We start from the raw sequence: 15,038 nt of genomic DNA, 5'->3' as shown, positions 1-15,038 counted from the left end.
CTTCCTACATGGAAGGGAGAGAATTCGTGCCCCTCATATTAGAGGCACGAATTTCACCTTATTTTTTCTTACTATGATTTGCCTCAATATTACCTTTAATTTGTTTCACTGCACTATCAAGTGCGGATTTTGGTGCTTCTTTATCTGATACAACTAATTGAAGTGCATCTCCAGCTGGTTTCCAAACTTCTTGCATTTCTGGAATATTTGGCATTGGAATTCCATTTTCAGATTGTGTCGCAACCGCTTTTGCAGCCTCATTTTCTTTAATGATTGGATCTTCCATTACTGATTTTACTGGTGGAATTTCTTTCGTTTTCTCAAAGCGAATTTTAGCATTTTCTTCATTTGTAACCCACTCAGTAAATTTTGTAGCTAAATCATTTTGTTTAGAGAAGCTTGTTACATGCCATCCTTTTACGCCAACGAACGTTTTCATCGGTTGACCATTTGGTAATTTCGGCATTGGAGCAACACCATAGTCTATTCCAGCCTTTTCCATCGCTTGGAATGCCCATGGACCATTCATAATAGATGCTGCTTTTCCTTCATTAAATAATCCATCTGCAGCTGAACCACCAGATTCACCGATAATACCTTTCGGGAATAACTTTTCTTTATACCATTTTTGAATATATTCAGCACCTTGTACCGCACCGCTATTATTTAATCCAATATCATTTGCATTTGGCTTTCCATCTTTTTCACCAAATACATAACCACCCATACCTGCCATAAATGCATTAGCAAAGTAGAAGTTATCTCCTAGTGCTAAAAATCCGTATTTTCCATCTTTCGTAAAGTCTTTTGAGAAGTTAAACAGTTCATCCATCGTTTCCGGCGCTTTTTGCATCATTTTTTTATTATAAATAAAGATTGGTGTTTCAATCGCTTTTGGTAAACCATATATTTTTCCGTTATATGTTTGTGCTTCTATTGATAAATCTGTAAATTTACTTTTTACTGTATCATCTACTTTCACTTCTGAAAGTAGCCCTTCTGTTACCGCATTACCAATATGATCATGTGGCAATGTTACAACATCTGGCCCTGTGCCAGCTGGACCGTCGAGACGAAGTTTTTCTATTTGTTTCGTCATCTGAACCTCTTCAACTTTTACTTTCACATTATATTTCTTTTCAAAACTTTTCACCGCTGGCTCTAGACCCACACCTTTTTTCTCATCTTCCCAAACAAGAAGATCATAGTCTTTTTTCGCTTTACTTTCCTCTTTTTTCCCTGAATCTTTCGGTCCACATGCAGATAACATACCAATAGATAATGCTGAAACCGTTAATAATGATAATGCTTTCTTCATCCCAAAAACCTCCCTAAATTGTCTATGTACCTCAGTAACTGAAAACGTTTGCATTTAATAGTTTAATTGAAGCGCAAACAATATCTCAAGTCTATGAAAACGTTTGCGCTATTTGTCTATCATTATACATTCTTTTATTCATTTTGCAAATATTAATTTAAAAATTATGTCATTATACTCTTTATACATTGACTTTATATGAAATGAATACTACTCTTATAAGCAATATTAAAGCTATAAGAAAGGCAATCGTTTGCAATACAGGCTTTATTATTACACTTAAGGGAATACTATGTATAGAGATATTGAAGGGGGATTTTCTATATGTTTAAAGAAGCCATTTATCATAGGCCGAAAGATAATTATGCATACGCTTACGATGAACAAACAATTCACATCCGAATACGTACTAAGAGAGATGATGTTCAAAGCGCCGATCTTATTTACGGTGATCCTTACGAATGGAAAGACGGGAAATGGATATCAGCAAGTACACCAATGAAAAAAACGGGTTCTACTGCATTATTTGATTATTGGTCCATTGCAATCGAACCAAAATTTAAGCGCTTACGTTATGGGTTTGAATTAAAATCTGAAACAGACACTCTTATTTATACAGAGCGAGGATTCTTTTCTAACATTCCAAATGATGATGTTGGTAACTTTTTTTGTTTTCCATTTATTCATGCAGATGATGTATTCAAAGCACCATCGTGGATTAAAGACACCATTTGGTATCAGATTTTCCCTGAACGATTCGCTAATGGCGATAGTACGCTGAATCCAGAAAACACCCTTCCTTGGGGAAGTACGAATCCAACTCCAACTAATTTTTTCGGCGGGGATTTTGCTGGTGTTATTCAAAACCTTGATTACCTTGTTAAGCTTGGCATTTCCGGAATATATTTCACACCTATTTTCAAAGCTCATTCAAACCATAAATATGACACAATTGACTATATGGAAATTGATCCACAATTTGGGACGAAAGAAACTTTTAAAGAGCTCATTGAAGAATGTCATAAACACGGTATAAAAGTAATGCTCGATGCTGTGTTTAATCATAGTGGATACTTTTTCGAGAAATTTCAAGACGTTCTAGAGAACGGTGAGAAGTCTGCATATAAAGAGTGGTTCCACATTCATGAATTTCCAATTATAACCGATCCACTTCCCAATTATGATACTTTCGCCTTTACACCGTATATGCCTAAATTAAATACAGCTCATCCAGATGTAAAAGAATACTTACTTGAAGTAGGACGTTATTGGGTACGAGAATTCAATATAGATGGCTGGCGCCTTGATGTCGCAAATGAAGTCGATCACAACTTTTGGAGAGAATTCCGAACTGAAATAAAGACATTAAATCCTGAAGTATATATTTTGGGAGAAATTTGGCACGATGCCCTTCCGTGGCTACAAGGCGATCAATTTGATGCTGTCATGAGCTACCCTGTTACAAACGCTCTACTTTCTTACTTTGCTAACGATTCCATTAAAGCAAGTGAATTTATGAAGCAAATTACAGAATCTCTACATTCCTACTCTATGAATGTAAATGAAGCAGCCTTTCATTTATTAGATAGCCATGATACTCCAAGAATTTTAACAACATGCAATGGAGATAAAAATAAGTTGAAATTGCTCTATGTATTCCATCTTTCTTTCATCGGCTCTCCATGTATTTATTACGGAGATGAAATCGGCATGGATGGTGGTATGGACCCCGATTGCCGTAAATGTATGATTTGGGATACTAAAGAACAAGATCATGCATTATTTACACATATACAAACATTGATTTCATTACGAAAACAACATGCAGCTTTTGGAGGACATGGTACTTTTCAATTCATCGAAGCAAATGATGAACATAATTATATTTCTTATACGAAAACATATGAGGATGAAACTATCTTTTTCGTTTTAAACCCTACTAATAGTGAAGTTACAGTTTCACTCCCTCTTCATGTTACTGGTAAGAAAATAATTAACATTTATACAAATGAAGAATTTTCAGCAGAAGCAAGTGTATTACAAGTTACACTTCCTCCATATGGATTCTCCATATTAAAATGGTAACCCAAAAAATCCTTATGCCAAGGTGGCATAAGGATTTTTCTTATTTCAATTTGAATACCATCGCTTCATACGGACGTAATGTAATGTTATCTATCAATCCGATTTCTACATCGTAATTGTGTATGAATAATTCTGATTCACTATAACTAATATCCTCAGGCATTTCAAATACACTTTCATCCGCAGTAAAGTTTGCAATAACAAGTAGTTTTTCGTCTCCATATGTTCTTACATAAGCAAAAATAGAAGGATTATTCTCTAATATTAAATCATATGATCCATATACAACTATTTCATTATTTTTGCGTAGCTCAATTAATTTCTTATAGTAATAAAAAATTGAACCTTCATCTTGGATTGCTTGTTTCACATTAATCTCTTTATAGTTAGGATTTACAGTAATCCAAGGCTCACCCGTTGTAAATCCAGCGTGATTCTGATCATCCCACTGCATCGGAGTTCTAGCATTATCACGACCCTTTATATAAATAGATTCCATTACTTTTTCTATATCTTCACCATGGTCTATCACTTTTTCTTTATACATATTTAACGTTTCAATATCTCGATATTCATCAATTGATTGGAATCGAACGTTCGTCATTCCGATTTCTTCACCTTGATAAATATATGGCGTTCCTTTCATCATATGAAGAACAGTCGCCAACATTTTCGCAGATTCAATGCGATATATTCCATCATTACCAAAACGAGATACAACGCGAGGCTGATCATGGTTATTCCAATAAAGGCTATTCCATCCAGTATGCTCTAATGCTTTTTGCCACTTTGTTAAATTCTCTTTTAAAGTAAGAAGTGAACATGGTTTTACATCCCACTTTCCACCTTCTCCTGAATCTAAATCCATATGTTCAAATTGGAATACCATTTGCAACTCTTTTCGTTCTTCTCCAGTATACAATTTGGCTTCTTCTGTCGTTACACCAGGCATTTCACCAACCGTCATAATATCATAATTCGATAATACTTCCTCATTCATTTCATGCAAATATTTATGAATGTTTGGACCGTTCATAAAATGTTTATGACCTGAAACATAACCATCTTCATCTGTTTCAACTGTTGGTAACCCTTCTTCTTTAGAAATAAAATTGATAACATCCATGCGGAATCCATCAATTCCTTTTTCTAACCAAAACTTCATCATCTCATAAACATCTTGTCTTACCTTTTCATTATCCCAGTTTAAATCCGGTTGTTTTTTAGAAAACAGATGTAAATAATATTCATCCGTCATTTCATCATACTTCCATGCAGATCCACTAAAAGCAGCTCCCCAGTTGTTCGGTTCTTTCCCTTCTTTTCCAGGACGCCATATATAGTAATCTCTATATTTATTATCTTTTGATTTACGTGATTCAATAAACCAATTATGTTCATCAGATGTGTGATTAACAACTAAATCCATCATCAATTTCATATTACGTTCATGCATTTCATGTAATAGTTCATCCCAATCTTCCATTGTTCCGAACTCGTTCATAATTTTACAATAATCACTTATATCGTAACCATTATCATCATTTGGAGATTCATAGACTGGTGATAACCAAATCACATCAATCCCTAACTCTTTTAAGTAATCTAGCTTTGAAATAATCCCTTGAAGATCTCCTATACCATCACCATTACTATCCATAAAGCTACGAGGATAAATTTGATATACTACGCTTTCTTTCCACCATTGTTTTTCCATTATGCTACCCCATTTCATTCATAATTCATTTTTCTCTTTTTTTAAGGCGCAAACGTTTTCATTAATGAATGATAACAGATTCTATCTCAATTTAAAATAGCGCTTACAATTTTTATTGTTCTTTTTCTAAGAAAAAACGCGAAAATCACTAATAATTCTCCAATATATGAAAACGTTTTATTTTTTTTATTTATTTTTTGAATCTATTCGTTTATAATGAACTCAAAGAAAACGTTTGCATAATTATTTCTAGGGGGAAATACCATGGCAGAACTTAAATTAGAAAACATTTATAAGATATATGATAATAACGTAACAGCTGTAACTGATTTTAATTTACACATTCAAGATAAAGAATTTATCGTATTTGTCGGTCCTTCTGGATGCGGAAAATCTACAACGTTACGAATGGTAGCTGGACTCGAAGATATTTCAAAAGGCGAGTTTTCAATTGATGGTAAACTAATGAATGATGTTCCTCCAAAAGATCGAGATATCGCAATGGTATTCCAAAACTACGCTCTTTATCCACATATGAGTGTATATGATAATATGGCATTTGGATTAAAACTTCGAAAAATACCAAAAGATGAAATCGATCGTCGTGTAAAAGATGCAGCAAAAATTTTAGGACTTGAACAATATTTAGATAGAAAACCGAAAGCATTATCAGGTGGACAGCGCCAACGTGTTGCGTTAGGTAGAGCAATCGTTCGAGATGCAAAAGTTTTCTTAATGGACGAGCCATTATCAAACTTAGATGCTAAACTCCGTGTTGCAATGCGCTCAGAAATTTCTAAGCTACATCATCGCCTTGGAACAACAACAATTTATGTAACACATGACCAAACAGAAGCAATGACTATGGCTTCGCGTCTTGTCGTTATGAAGGATGGAAAGATTCAACAAATTGGAACACCAAAAGAAGTATATGAAACACCAGAAAACATTTTCGTGGGTGGATTTATCGGGTCACCAGCGATGAACTTCTTCCGTGGTAAATTGACTGAAACCGATTTCGTTATAGACAATACTATAAAAATCAAAGTATCTGAAGGAAAAATGAAGATGCTACGTGAACAAGGCTATGTAAATAAGGAAATTGTTTTAGGTATTCGCCCGGAGGACATTCATGATGAACTACTATTTTTAGAAGCTTCACAATCTACTACTTTCACAACAAAAATTGAAGTTGCTGAATTGTTAGGTGCTGAATCTATTTTATATATGAAACTTGGAAATCAAGATTTTGCAGCACGTGTTGATGCAAGACATATATTCTCACCTGGAGACCAAATTAAATTGGCATTTGATTTAAATAAAGCGCATTTCTTTGACAGCCAAACAGAACAACGTATTCGCTAAAAAAATTTCCTTCTATATAACATACAAAAAAACCGTCCACATATATTGAGGGCGGTTTTCATTATTATACTAGGGCTTCTACTGTATGAAATGATTGTCCTTTCGTGCCAATAATACCGAAAATCGGTAAATCACTAAGCACCACTTCTTCTTGCTGTTTCATAAAAGATGACGTTAATTGTTTTATCTCTATCCAAACGTCATTAATACAAAGTACATTGGAATCGTTCTCTTGTTGGCGAGAAAAAATAGAATCTATTTTATATAAACCAGCATTTTGAAAAAGCATGTCAATGCGACTGAATGCATTCAAAGTAATGCTAATAACGCGTTGCCAATCTCCTTGCTTTTCCATATCATAGAATACAAAAAGGGCTTCTCCGCCTAGATTCGTAATTTCCTCCACTGTTGCTTGTCCACTTTCTTGATCAATGTCCGTCACAATTACTTTTGCGCCTTGTTTAGCCAACAAAAGAGCTGTATTACGTCCAATACCGATGCCACCGCCAGTTACGATAGCAACTTTTCCTGCAAGCTTCATTTTCATTACCCCTTCTATAAGTCTTACCGTCATTCAGTATACTCCTTTATGAGATTATTCTGCAAGCAAGAAAAATTGCTATTCAATTTGTAAGCGTTTACTTTTTATCCTTCTTTTTTCTTACTCTTACGCTGATCAAGAACTAGACCGATAAAAATGAGAATGCCCCAAAAAATTATGCTACCTCCTGTCATCTCAACTTCCCCCTTATTATATAAAGTAAAACTTTAATCAGCCCCAAATGGTGAGATAAAGATATTATTTTTAATTATTATACCATTATCTTAATTTTCAATCTATTATAAATAGAAATGACACATTTTAGCTTTTCCTCACTGTAAATATTCACAATATACTTATAAAATAAAAAAAGACCCTTTTTATATATAAAAAGGGTCTTTTTTTATTTTATTATACAAGACTTATTATTTTCGTCTTTGTAATTAAGTCCTGAAAACCGCAATTGTCTTTGCGGAACAACATCATATATACGTTACATATTAATGGAATTCCTAATAGCAATACGTTGGGTAATAACACTACAAAAAATCTTATAATTAATGTTTGCAACGTTAGCTTTTCACTCTTCAATGAAATTAATTTTATTCTTGTTACCTTTTTGCCAAGTGTAACACCGTTCCAAATAAAGGGTAACACAATAAAATATATCGCCATTAATATGAAAACTACTGCGAAATCATATCTAAAATCACCTAAGCTTATATTAAAGCGCTTAAACATAGCACTATAGTTTCCGGTCATAATAGCTACTACTGCACCATACATAACCGAGATTAAAAACATGTCAATTAGGGAAGCACCTATGCGATTCATTACAAGCGCTGGACGATGCATCTTTAACTTCATTTTATGTCGACTCCTTCATATCCTTCTTTACCCGTCTCATCGTACCACTTCTAAAAAACATTGTAAACTAGCGTTTCTCTTACTTTTCTTGTACAATTTGTTACAATAGCATTATAAAGGAGGTTCCCATATTGAAAAAATGGATAATCCTATTCGTCGCCTTCCTATTAACTGGTTGTGCAGGAAACACAAGTCACTTAACTTATACGGTTAACGATGAATACGAACTCATACGTACTTCTGGAAATGCATTTGAACTTTTCCCCTCGCAAGATGCTGTATATGCCACACAATACATCCCTGCAAAAATTACAGACATTGCTTGGGATGATAAATACATTATTGCAAAACAAACTGAGGAAAAATCAGATCCAAATAACCCTGACGCAGCAATTGCAAATAAAAAAAGTGAACATTATTGGATTATTGACGTAAAGCACAATAAACGTTTCGGTCCCTACAATGAAAAGCAATTTAATGAACAAAAAGATGCGTTTAAAATTAAGGTGCCTTTTCAAAATGTAGATTCATACATAAAAGAAATAAAAAAACAGTCAGCATAATATTTGAGTGCTGACTGTTTTTCTTACATTATTTTAAAAACACCTTACTCCGAAAGTGAGATATTAAACGTTTGTGACTCTTTTACAACATCTTGTGTTTCAGAATCTCCTGCAAGTAAATCATCAGTTGTAAACTGAATATCCTTTACTTTGTCTTTTCCATCGTCAAGTATTAAACCAATAATACCATCTCTTGTTTCACCAGGCTTATAGTCTTCTCTTGACACATTTTTTGTACCAACTAACGTATCTTCATCATATAAAAAGTTTTGAGTCGCTACTTTAAAATGTTGCTTACCATTAATCATAACATCATTCATAGAGAAAAATTGCATATTTTTATTTCCGCTATTCTCCACTTTATATGTAATCTCAACGTAACGAATTGTATTACTAATCTCTGTTCCACTTAGCGATGCATATAACTCTGCATCTTCTTGGCTTACTTTATCCCCTAATCTACGTTTTACTTCTTCAGGAGTTAGTGCCGTGTATACTTTCAATGTATTTTTTGCCTTTTCACTCATCTGTGATAAAGAGATTACTTTCACATCTTGTACGTGAATTTTCATTGGCGCTACTTCAAATGTTTGATTCACAGAGTGCATCTGCTCTAACTTGAAAGTACCCCATCCTGTTTCTTTCACTTTTTGTCCTACTTTTTTCAGCTCACGCCCACCATATTCTTTCGTTTCAGGAATAGATTCTTTCTTCTTCGGTTCAGCTTTCTTTTCTTCTTGATGGAAGCAACCACTTAACATAAGAAGAAAACTACATAAAACAAAAATACTTTTCCATGCTTTCATCATTTCATTTCTCCTAACACTATCATTCATGAATATAAAATTAGTCCCTTGCCTTGTAAACTATAGAAACAATGAAAAGTCCACAAAATGAACTTGTCAGTCCAGATACTATTATACCTCCAATTTGGAAAATATGAAAATAGGGATCTAGAAACGCATGCACGATAAATATAATAGTTGCCACAACAATTACTGAAATCCAATACTTTCTTTTTTCCGAAGCTAAAATAAGATCTTTACCCATTCCATTTCTATACTTCCATAAAACGTATACTAATAATAGAAAACCAATACATGTACTTCCATGTTGCATATATTTATAAACAGGGATACCGTACCATTCTCTTTGCAATAATGGTATTTTCATAACAAAATAGCCTGTCTTATGAGTGAATGCATCCCAAACAACATGCGTTAACATACCGAATAATGCTGAATAACAAAATACAAAAAGATCCTCCCATGTATGAAGCCCCCATCTCTTGTCTATTGCATATGTATAGTAGCCAGCAAATGGTTTAGGTAAATGTGTTATAAAAGGCTTTTTTAAAACGTAATGATATATACATGCTAACAAGAAGACAAGTGGTAAATTTAAATATAAGAACCCAAGCCACGTATGCCCAATAACACCATACGGTCTAAAGTGTAAAAAATATTCAAAGTCAGGCGCCATACTACCTAATATAAGAGCCGTTACGGAAATATGTTTAGAATGCTTTTTAGCCAAAGGAAGAACCGCTGCTGGATGTGCAAATGTAAACGGCATGTTTTAACTCCTTCTCACATTTTCAATAGAATACCATCTATCATAACGAGAGAATAGATCTTCATGCAATATTTATTTTCACATTGGAATATGATAGTTTAAATGATATAATCCACATAAAATATTCAGAAAATAAGGAAGGGATTCAGGTGTCATTAACACTTGTATTTGCTGCCTTTTTAGATTCAAAATCCGTTATGAATTGAGGTTTATATATTGATTGACGTACCCTTTTTACAAAATGTCACATTAAAAAAAGAAAATATCCCTAGTTTTTCCGCATATCCTTACTGCTTACCCGCTATCCGAACATTACAATCACTAGCTTTCCATCCAAATGTAACATTCATTATTGGAGAAAACGGAACGGGTAAATCAACATTACTTGAAGGAATTGCAATTGCGTTAGGTTTTAATGCAGAAGGTGGAACGAAAAATTTCCGCTTTAGCACAAACGATTCACATTCATCTTTACATGAATACCTTCGAATTTCAAAAAGTTTCAATACACCAAACGACGGTTTCTTTCTTCGCGCTGAATCTTTTTATAACGTTGCTTCTTATATTGATGAAATAGATGCTATAAAATCTTATGGCGGCGTTTCACTTCACGAGCAATCACATGGTGAATCATTCTTTTCCTTATTTATGAACCGTTTTTCAGGACAAGGTTTATACATTTTAGATGAGCCTGAGGCCGCTCTATCACCTATGAGACAACTTTCCATGCTCATTCGAATGCATGAACTAGCGGAACAAGGTTCACAATTTGTTATTGCGACGCATTCTCCTATTTTAATGGCTTACCCTGAATCTACTATATACTCTTTAACACAAGAGGGGATTCACGAATCCACATTAGAAGAAACCGAGCATTATCAAACGACGAAACTTTTCTTTGAAAATCGTGATCGATTATTTCATCATCTATTTGAGTCATAAAAAAAGAAGCAGCAATAGCTGCTTCTTTTTTATAGTGCTTCTATAAATAAGGCAACCCCGATACCGCCACCGACGCATAAAGAGGCAATTCCTTTTTCTAACCCACGTCTTTTTAATTCGTGAATTAAACTTACCGTAATACGAGCCCCTGTACAACCAATTGGATGCCCAAGTCCTACGCCACTACCGTTTACGTTCACTTTTTCACGGTCTAAGCCTAACTCTTTCTCTACAGCTAAATATTGAGCCGCGAAAGCTTCATTAATTTCAAGTAAATCTGCATCTTCCAATGACCAATCTACTTTTTCTAAACCTTTACGAATTGCTGGTGCTGGTCCAATACCCATAATTTTTGGATCTACTCCAGCTACTGAATATCCAACAATTCTAGCTAACGGTTGTAAACCTTTTTCTTTCGCTTTTTCTTCGCTCATTAATACTAGAACTGCACTCCCGTCATTAAGGCCAGATGCATTTCCCGCAGTCACTGATCCATCTTTACGGAATGCCGGCTTCAATCCAGCTAATTTTTCAGCTGTAATATCTGCACGTGGATGTTCATCCTTCGAAAATACAACTTCTTTTCTACGCTCTTTTATTGTAATAGGAACAATTTGATCGTCAAAGTATCCAGACTCGATTGCCTTCAGTGCCAATGTATGACTGCGAAGAGCAACTTCATCTTGTTCCTCTCTTGTAATTTCATATTGTTCAACTAAATTTTCCGCGGTTTCACCCATCATAATATGGTGAATCGGATCTTCTAACACTTCCCACACCGTGTCACGAATTTCTCCGTGCTGTAGACGTTGTCCCCAGCGGTGCTGTTTCAATGCATAAGGGCTCGAACTCATCGCTTCTACTCCACCTGCAACAACAACATCACTTACACCTAATTGGATTTGCATTGCAGCTGACATAATTGCTTGCATACCTGAAGAACATTGACGTTGGATTGTATATCCCGTAACTGTGTCAGGAAATCCTGCCGCTAATGCAGCTGTTCTCGCCGTATTTGCTTCATCAGTTCTTTGAATACAATGACCTAAAATTACTTCATCAACTTCATGTGGTTCTACCCCGCCTCGTTTTACAGCTTCCTGAAGTACAGGAACAGCTAATTCTACTGGCGTTACATTTTTTAGCGCTCCTCCAAAAGTTCCAATTGGCGAACGAACTGCAGCTGTAATAACAACATTATGCATTTTGTACTTGCCCCTCTCTTATGTACCCTAGTCAGTTTTTAGGTGAAATTCCATAAGATGTATATCTACAACTATCATACTATAAACATACTAAAAAATCAAAATATTTAATATAATAAAAATAGAAGGAATTAACCTTCTATTCTGTCAGTGCATATAAAAACTTTTGCAAAATTTTCTCTGTCGTTTCATTCAATTTTGGCAACTTATCTACTGGAAAATATTGAAGTTTCAACCCTTCATGATCGAGCTTTAATTCCCCGCTCACATGATGTGCCTGATACAGATGAATGACATTGAAAATTTCATCGCCATTCGGATAACGGAAATATACTTCTTTTCCTGATAGAACACCAAGAAATTGCATTATTTTTGCAGTTAACCCCGTTTCCTCAAATAACTCTCTACGTGCCGTTTCTTCTGTCGTTTCACCCAGTTCCATCGCCCCGCCAGGTACACCCCAATCATATGTATCTGAACGATATTGAAGCAATACTTCTTGATTATCATTTAATATAATGATTGCTGATCCTACGAGAATAAGCGGTCTTGTACCAACGACTTTTCGTAACTCTTCAATATACCCCATATGTAAATTCCCCTTTCCCTAACCTCCCTTATCATAACAAAATTTCTCTCTTTTTGTTCATGTAATTTTAAAGAAAAAAAGGAAGCTTTCGCCTCCATTTTTTCACCTTTATTTCTTAAAACTTTCATATTTTACAGCTTCAAAAGCTTCCTCAATTTCATCATTACGATAATGGACATATGTAAAACGGCCCAATTCTACTAACCTTGCTATTTCCTGTAACGCTTTATGCTGCTCATATGTTTCTTTCAGCTTAATATGTACATAAAACTTCATTAAAGGATGTTCATATAAAGGTTCTCCCACCTCTACATATACATCTTCAACCCCTTGTACAACTCTTACATAACTCGCAAATTGATAAAGTGCTTCTCTGTCTGAAACGATTTTTAATGTATACATATATTCTCCCCCTTTCCTTTACTATATCAAAAAGACGACCATACCATGTTATAGAACTATGAAATTTTTTCGACTTGTCATCTATATATTCAATAAAGAAGGCGTTTATCCATACATGACATCTTTTTCCCACATATATTATAGGAAGAACTTTTTTTCATTTGAGGTGTTCCTTATGGATCCATACGTCAATATATGTATTTGCATTACTCCCGGCGCCGATATTTCTGATGACCGCATCGCAAAAGATTTAGCTGTTGCAGAATCAATTTGGCACCCCATTACATTTCAAATTCAAGAAGTAATTGTATTAAATGAACTTTTCCGTTTTTTTGACCGTGAAATCAGTTATAAAAATTCCATTCAAAGTCAAGAAAAGTTGGCATCCTTTTTCCAAACATGTGTAAATGAAGCTCCTGAATGCGACCTTTATATTTGTTATATTGGCAGTGATTATTTCAAAGAAACAGCAGTAATTGCCTGCGCTTATTCTTTAGCAAAACAACAGCAACTTACTGGCTATATCGTTTTAACAAATTCGGCTGCCCCTATGAAAAATATATATACGCTCGCTCACGAAATCGGTCATATTTTATTTACAAGACGTATTCATGGAAAACTTACTCATGCAGATCCTCATTCTCCAACCGGCTCGGAGCACCACCCTTCTCCAACAAATCTTATGTATCCGATAGTCCCTCGTCCAGAAAACGTTCATATTCATTCCTTATTAACAACAGAACAAAAAGCGCTCTCTTTACAAAGCTCTTTACTACAAAGAAAAAAACAGTAACCCTCATGTTACTGTTTAAAACAACTTGTTCCAATCAACAAACCAAATCCCGGCTGCTAGAAATAAAAATAGACAACTAAATGTAAATGTAATCCCTCTAAAAATCCCTATATAATATTTCTTTGGAAATAATTTTTTGTATATCCAGAGCAGCCGCTTTCCTATTAAACCGAAAAACAGAATATATCCTGATGTATAATCTAATATATTAATAAAATAGTCAACATATATCCTTTTTATAAAAGAGTTATTGTTAGGTTAACCTTAGAAAACTACTACTTAATTTACCTATAAATAATACTGTCTCTCTTTTTATTCGTATACTTTCCTTTTTCTAATTTTATATGAATTTTCAAAAGCATATAAATAACAATGAAAAGAATTATTTGTTGTACATACATTCCAATAATACTTGATAAATCTATCATTACGAATACATATTCCAATGCAATTGGAACTAGTAAATACGCCAAAGTAAACCAACCACCAAATTTAATATTTACAATAGCTGCAAATAGAACTACTATTCCAACAAGAATGAAGCTTTCTGTCGCAGTAAATTTAATAAATGTTGTACCATAAAAATTATTTAATAATGCAATACTGAAAATTGATAAAAACCATATCGCACCTGTTATATACATAATTAAAAATTCAGTTCTTTTACGCTTAAATGAGGCTGTTCTCATGCCCCATATTAATACACTAATTCCTACAAAAATCATAATCGGATATCCGATTAATTCAATTAAAGAATAAGACAAACGATGGTCGGCTTCACTAAAAAATACACTCTTCATCATCGTGAATGCTAATAAATTTATAATAAAGTAAAGCAATAATTTATAATTCCCTTTTTTATCAACTTCCATCTCTTTGGCAAGTTGATTTGCATACTCTTTTGGAGCATGACCGAATATATCATTTACACTCTTCCCTCTCTTTTCTCCTTCTATTAAATGAACTTCCGCATCTTCTATAAAGGAAATAATATCAGCTTCTCTAATGCCCTTCGTTCGTAAATACCCTTGAGTATCATCTAAAAACTTTTGCCCTTCATTCGATAGCACTTTTAT

General features: G+C 34.2%; 17 protein-coding genes. 5 read left to right on the top strand and 12 right to left on the bottom strand.

Features of this window, described 5'->3' with window-relative positions; all coding sequences use genetic code 11:
• Positions 1 to 58: 58 nt before the first annotated feature.
• Positions 59 to 1,318, bottom strand: coding sequence for an extracellular solute-binding protein (locus CQ064_RS15195; RefSeq protein ID WP_000709931.1), 1,260 nt, complete (start codon positions 1,316 to 1,318; stop codon positions 59 to 61).
• A 324-nt stretch (positions 1,319 to 1,642) separates the two neighbouring features.
• On the opposite strand from CQ064_RS15195, the gene CQ064_RS15190 reads away from it, so the two are divergent.
• Positions 1,643 to 3,403, top strand: a complete 1,761-nt coding sequence (locus tag CQ064_RS15190) for an alpha-glycosidase (RefSeq protein WP_000471774.1) — start codon at positions 1,643 to 1,645, stop codon at positions 3,401 to 3,403.
• A gap of 40 nt (positions 3,404 to 3,443) precedes the next feature.
• On the opposite strand, the gene malL is transcribed toward CQ064_RS15190, so the two are convergent.
• Positions 3,444 to 5,120: an oligo-1,6-glucosidase gene (gene malL, locus CQ064_RS15185; RefSeq protein WP_000415171.1), complete on the bottom strand. Its 1,677-nt coding sequence runs from the start codon at positions 5,118 to 5,120 to the stop codon at positions 3,444 to 3,446.
• A 264-nt stretch (positions 5,121 to 5,384) separates the two neighbouring features.
• Between malL and CQ064_RS15180 the strand changes: the two genes are divergently transcribed.
• Positions 5,385 to 6,485: an ABC transporter ATP-binding protein gene (locus CQ064_RS15180; RefSeq protein ID WP_000818934.1), complete on the top strand. Its 1,101-nt coding sequence runs from the start codon at positions 5,385 to 5,387 to the stop codon at positions 6,483 to 6,485.
• A gap of 64 nt (positions 6,486 to 6,549) precedes the next feature.
• Here the strand turns inward: CQ064_RS15180 and CQ064_RS15175 are convergent, their stop codons facing one another.
• From CQ064_RS15175 to CQ064_RS15165, 3 genes are all read right to left on the bottom strand, one after another.
• Positions 6,550 to 7,059 carry an SDR family NAD(P)-dependent oxidoreductase gene (locus tag CQ064_RS15175; protein WP_000218413.1) on the bottom strand — a complete coding sequence of 170 codons (510 nt, stop codon included), beginning with the start codon at positions 7,057 to 7,059 and terminating at the stop codon, positions 6,550 to 6,552.
• 71 nt (positions 7,060 to 7,130) lie between these two features.
• Positions 7,131 to 7,220 carry a hypothetical protein gene (locus CQ064_RS15170; RefSeq protein ID WP_000145638.1) on the bottom strand — a complete coding sequence of 30 codons (90 nt, stop codon included), beginning with the start codon at positions 7,218 to 7,220 and terminating at the stop codon, positions 7,131 to 7,133.
• Positions 7,221 to 7,437: 217 nt separating this feature from the next.
• Positions 7,438 to 7,893 carry an RDD family protein gene (locus tag CQ064_RS15165; RefSeq protein ID WP_000769080.1) on the bottom strand — a complete coding sequence of 152 codons (456 nt, stop codon included), beginning with the start codon at positions 7,891 to 7,893 and terminating at the stop codon, positions 7,438 to 7,440.
• 131 nt (positions 7,894 to 8,024) lie between these two features.
• On the opposite strand from CQ064_RS15165, the gene CQ064_RS15160 reads away from it, so the two are divergent.
• Positions 8,025 to 8,456, top strand: coding sequence for a DUF3997 domain-containing protein (locus tag CQ064_RS15160; RefSeq protein WP_000758789.1), 432 nt, complete (start codon positions 8,025 to 8,027; stop codon positions 8,454 to 8,456).
• 44 nt (positions 8,457 to 8,500) lie between these two features.
• Here the strand turns inward: CQ064_RS15160 and CQ064_RS15155 are convergent, their stop codons facing one another.
• Together CQ064_RS15155 and CQ064_RS15150 are read right to left on the bottom strand one after the other, a co-directional pair.
• Entirely contained in the window at positions 8,501 to 9,265 is a 765-nt protein-coding gene (locus tag CQ064_RS15155; protein ID WP_000973900.1) for a hypothetical protein, read from the bottom strand.
• A 37-nt stretch (positions 9,266 to 9,302) separates the two neighbouring features.
• The gene (locus CQ064_RS15150) at positions 9,303 to 10,031 is read right to left on the bottom strand and encodes a DUF4184 family protein (RefSeq protein ID WP_001116896.1); all 729 of its coding nucleotides are present in this window, start codon (positions 10,029 to 10,031) and stop codon (positions 9,303 to 9,305) included.
• Positions 10,032 to 10,247: 216 nt separating this feature from the next.
• On the opposite strand from CQ064_RS15150, the gene CQ064_RS15145 reads away from it, so the two are divergent.
• Complete coding sequence (locus tag CQ064_RS15145) at positions 10,248 to 10,973, top strand: AAA family ATPase (RefSeq protein WP_000568001.1); 726 nt, start codon at positions 10,248 to 10,250, stop codon at positions 10,971 to 10,973.
• Positions 10,974 to 11,002: 29 nt separating this feature from the next.
• Here CQ064_RS15145 and CQ064_RS15140 read toward each other — a convergent pair whose 3' ends face one another.
• From CQ064_RS15140 to CQ064_RS15130, 3 genes are all read right to left on the bottom strand, one after another.
• The gene (locus CQ064_RS15140; protein ID WP_000552078.1) at positions 11,003 to 12,178 is read right to left on the bottom strand and encodes an acetyl-CoA C-acetyltransferase; all 1,176 of its coding nucleotides are present in this window, start codon (positions 12,176 to 12,178) and stop codon (positions 11,003 to 11,005) included.
• A 139-nt stretch (positions 12,179 to 12,317) separates the two neighbouring features.
• The gene (locus tag CQ064_RS15135) at positions 12,318 to 12,767 is read right to left on the bottom strand and encodes an NUDIX hydrolase (RefSeq protein WP_000540529.1); all 450 of its coding nucleotides are present in this window, start codon (positions 12,765 to 12,767) and stop codon (positions 12,318 to 12,320) included.
• 108 nt (positions 12,768 to 12,875) lie between these two features.
• Positions 12,876 to 13,169 carry a DUF3928 family protein gene (locus tag CQ064_RS15130; RefSeq protein ID WP_000288330.1) on the bottom strand — a complete coding sequence of 98 codons (294 nt, stop codon included), beginning with the start codon at positions 13,167 to 13,169 and terminating at the stop codon, positions 12,876 to 12,878.
• Positions 13,170 to 13,344: 175 nt separating this feature from the next.
• Here CQ064_RS15130 and CQ064_RS15125 point away from each other — a divergent pair, with 175 nt between their 5' ends.
• Positions 13,345 to 13,962, top strand: a complete 618-nt coding sequence (locus CQ064_RS15125; protein ID WP_000371606.1) for an ImmA/IrrE family metallo-endopeptidase — start codon at positions 13,345 to 13,347, stop codon at positions 13,960 to 13,962.
• 15 nt (positions 13,963 to 13,977) lie between these two features.
• Here CQ064_RS15125 and CQ064_RS34085 read toward each other — a convergent pair whose 3' ends face one another.
• Together CQ064_RS34085 and CQ064_RS15115 are read right to left on the bottom strand one after the other, a co-directional pair.
• The gene (locus CQ064_RS34085; protein WP_370541918.1) at positions 13,978 to 14,202 is read right to left on the bottom strand and encodes a DNA-binding protein; all 225 of its coding nucleotides are present in this window, start codon (positions 14,200 to 14,202) and stop codon (positions 13,978 to 13,980) included.
• A 44-nt stretch (positions 14,203 to 14,246) separates the two neighbouring features.
• Entirely contained in the window at positions 14,247 to 15,032 is a 786-nt protein-coding gene (locus CQ064_RS15115) for a DUF1129 domain-containing protein (RefSeq protein ID WP_000950457.1), read from the bottom strand.
• Positions 15,033 to 15,038 lie beyond the last annotated feature (6 nt).

Source organism: Bacillus sp. MYb78 (assembly GCF_002975115.1).
GTDB lineage: Bacteria > Bacillota > Bacilli > Bacillales > Bacillaceae_G > Bacillus_A > Bacillus_A cereus.
The sequence above is the reverse complement of the archived record's forward strand: the minus strand, read 5'-3'. Positions and strand labels throughout refer to the sequence as shown.

Excerpts from the sequence above, each read along its gene's own strand:
- CQ064_RS15170 (WP_000145638.1), bottom strand. The coding sequence starts at position 7,220 with ATGACAGGAGGTAGCATAATTTTTTGGGGCATTCTCATTTTTATCGGT.
- CQ064_RS15125 (WP_000371606.1), top strand. The coding sequence starts at position 13,345 with ATGGATCCATACGTCAATATATGTATTTGCATTACTCCCGGCGCCGAT.
- CQ064_RS15155 (WP_000973900.1), bottom strand. The coding sequence starts at position 9,265 with ATGATGAAAGCATGGAAAAGTATTTTTGTTTTATGTAGTTTTCTTCTT.
- CQ064_RS15135 (WP_000540529.1), bottom strand. The coding sequence starts at position 12,767 with ATGGGGTATATTGAAGAGTTACGAAAAGTCGTTGGTACAAGACCGCTT.
- malL (WP_000415171.1), bottom strand. The coding sequence starts at position 5,120 with ATGGAAAAACAATGGTGGAAAGAAAGCGTAGTATATCAAATTTATCCT.
- CQ064_RS15190 (WP_000471774.1), top strand. The coding sequence starts at position 1,643 with ATGTTTAAAGAAGCCATTTATCATAGGCCGAAAGATAATTATGCATAC.
- CQ064_RS15150 (WP_001116896.1), bottom strand. The coding sequence starts at position 10,031 with ATGCCGTTTACATTTGCACATCCAGCAGCGGTTCTTCCTTTGGCTAAA.
- CQ064_RS15180 (WP_000818934.1), top strand. The coding sequence starts at position 5,385 with ATGGCAGAACTTAAATTAGAAAACATTTATAAGATATATGATAATAAC.
- CQ064_RS15140 (WP_000552078.1), bottom strand. The coding sequence starts at position 12,178 with ATGCATAATGTTGTTATTACAGCTGCAGTTCGTTCGCCAATTGGAACT.
- CQ064_RS15175 (WP_000218413.1), bottom strand. The coding sequence starts at position 7,059 with ATGACGGTAAGACTTATAGAAGGGGTAATGAAAATGAAGCTTGCAGGA.
- CQ064_RS15195 (WP_000709931.1), bottom strand. The coding sequence starts at position 1,318 with ATGAAGAAAGCATTATCATTATTAACGGTTTCAGCATTATCTATTGGT.
- CQ064_RS15165 (WP_000769080.1), bottom strand. The coding sequence starts at position 7,893 with ATGAAGTTAAAGATGCATCGTCCAGCGCTTGTAATGAATCGCATAGGT.
- CQ064_RS15130 (WP_000288330.1), bottom strand. The coding sequence starts at position 13,169 with ATGTATACATTAAAAATCGTTTCAGACAGAGAAGCACTTTATCAATTT.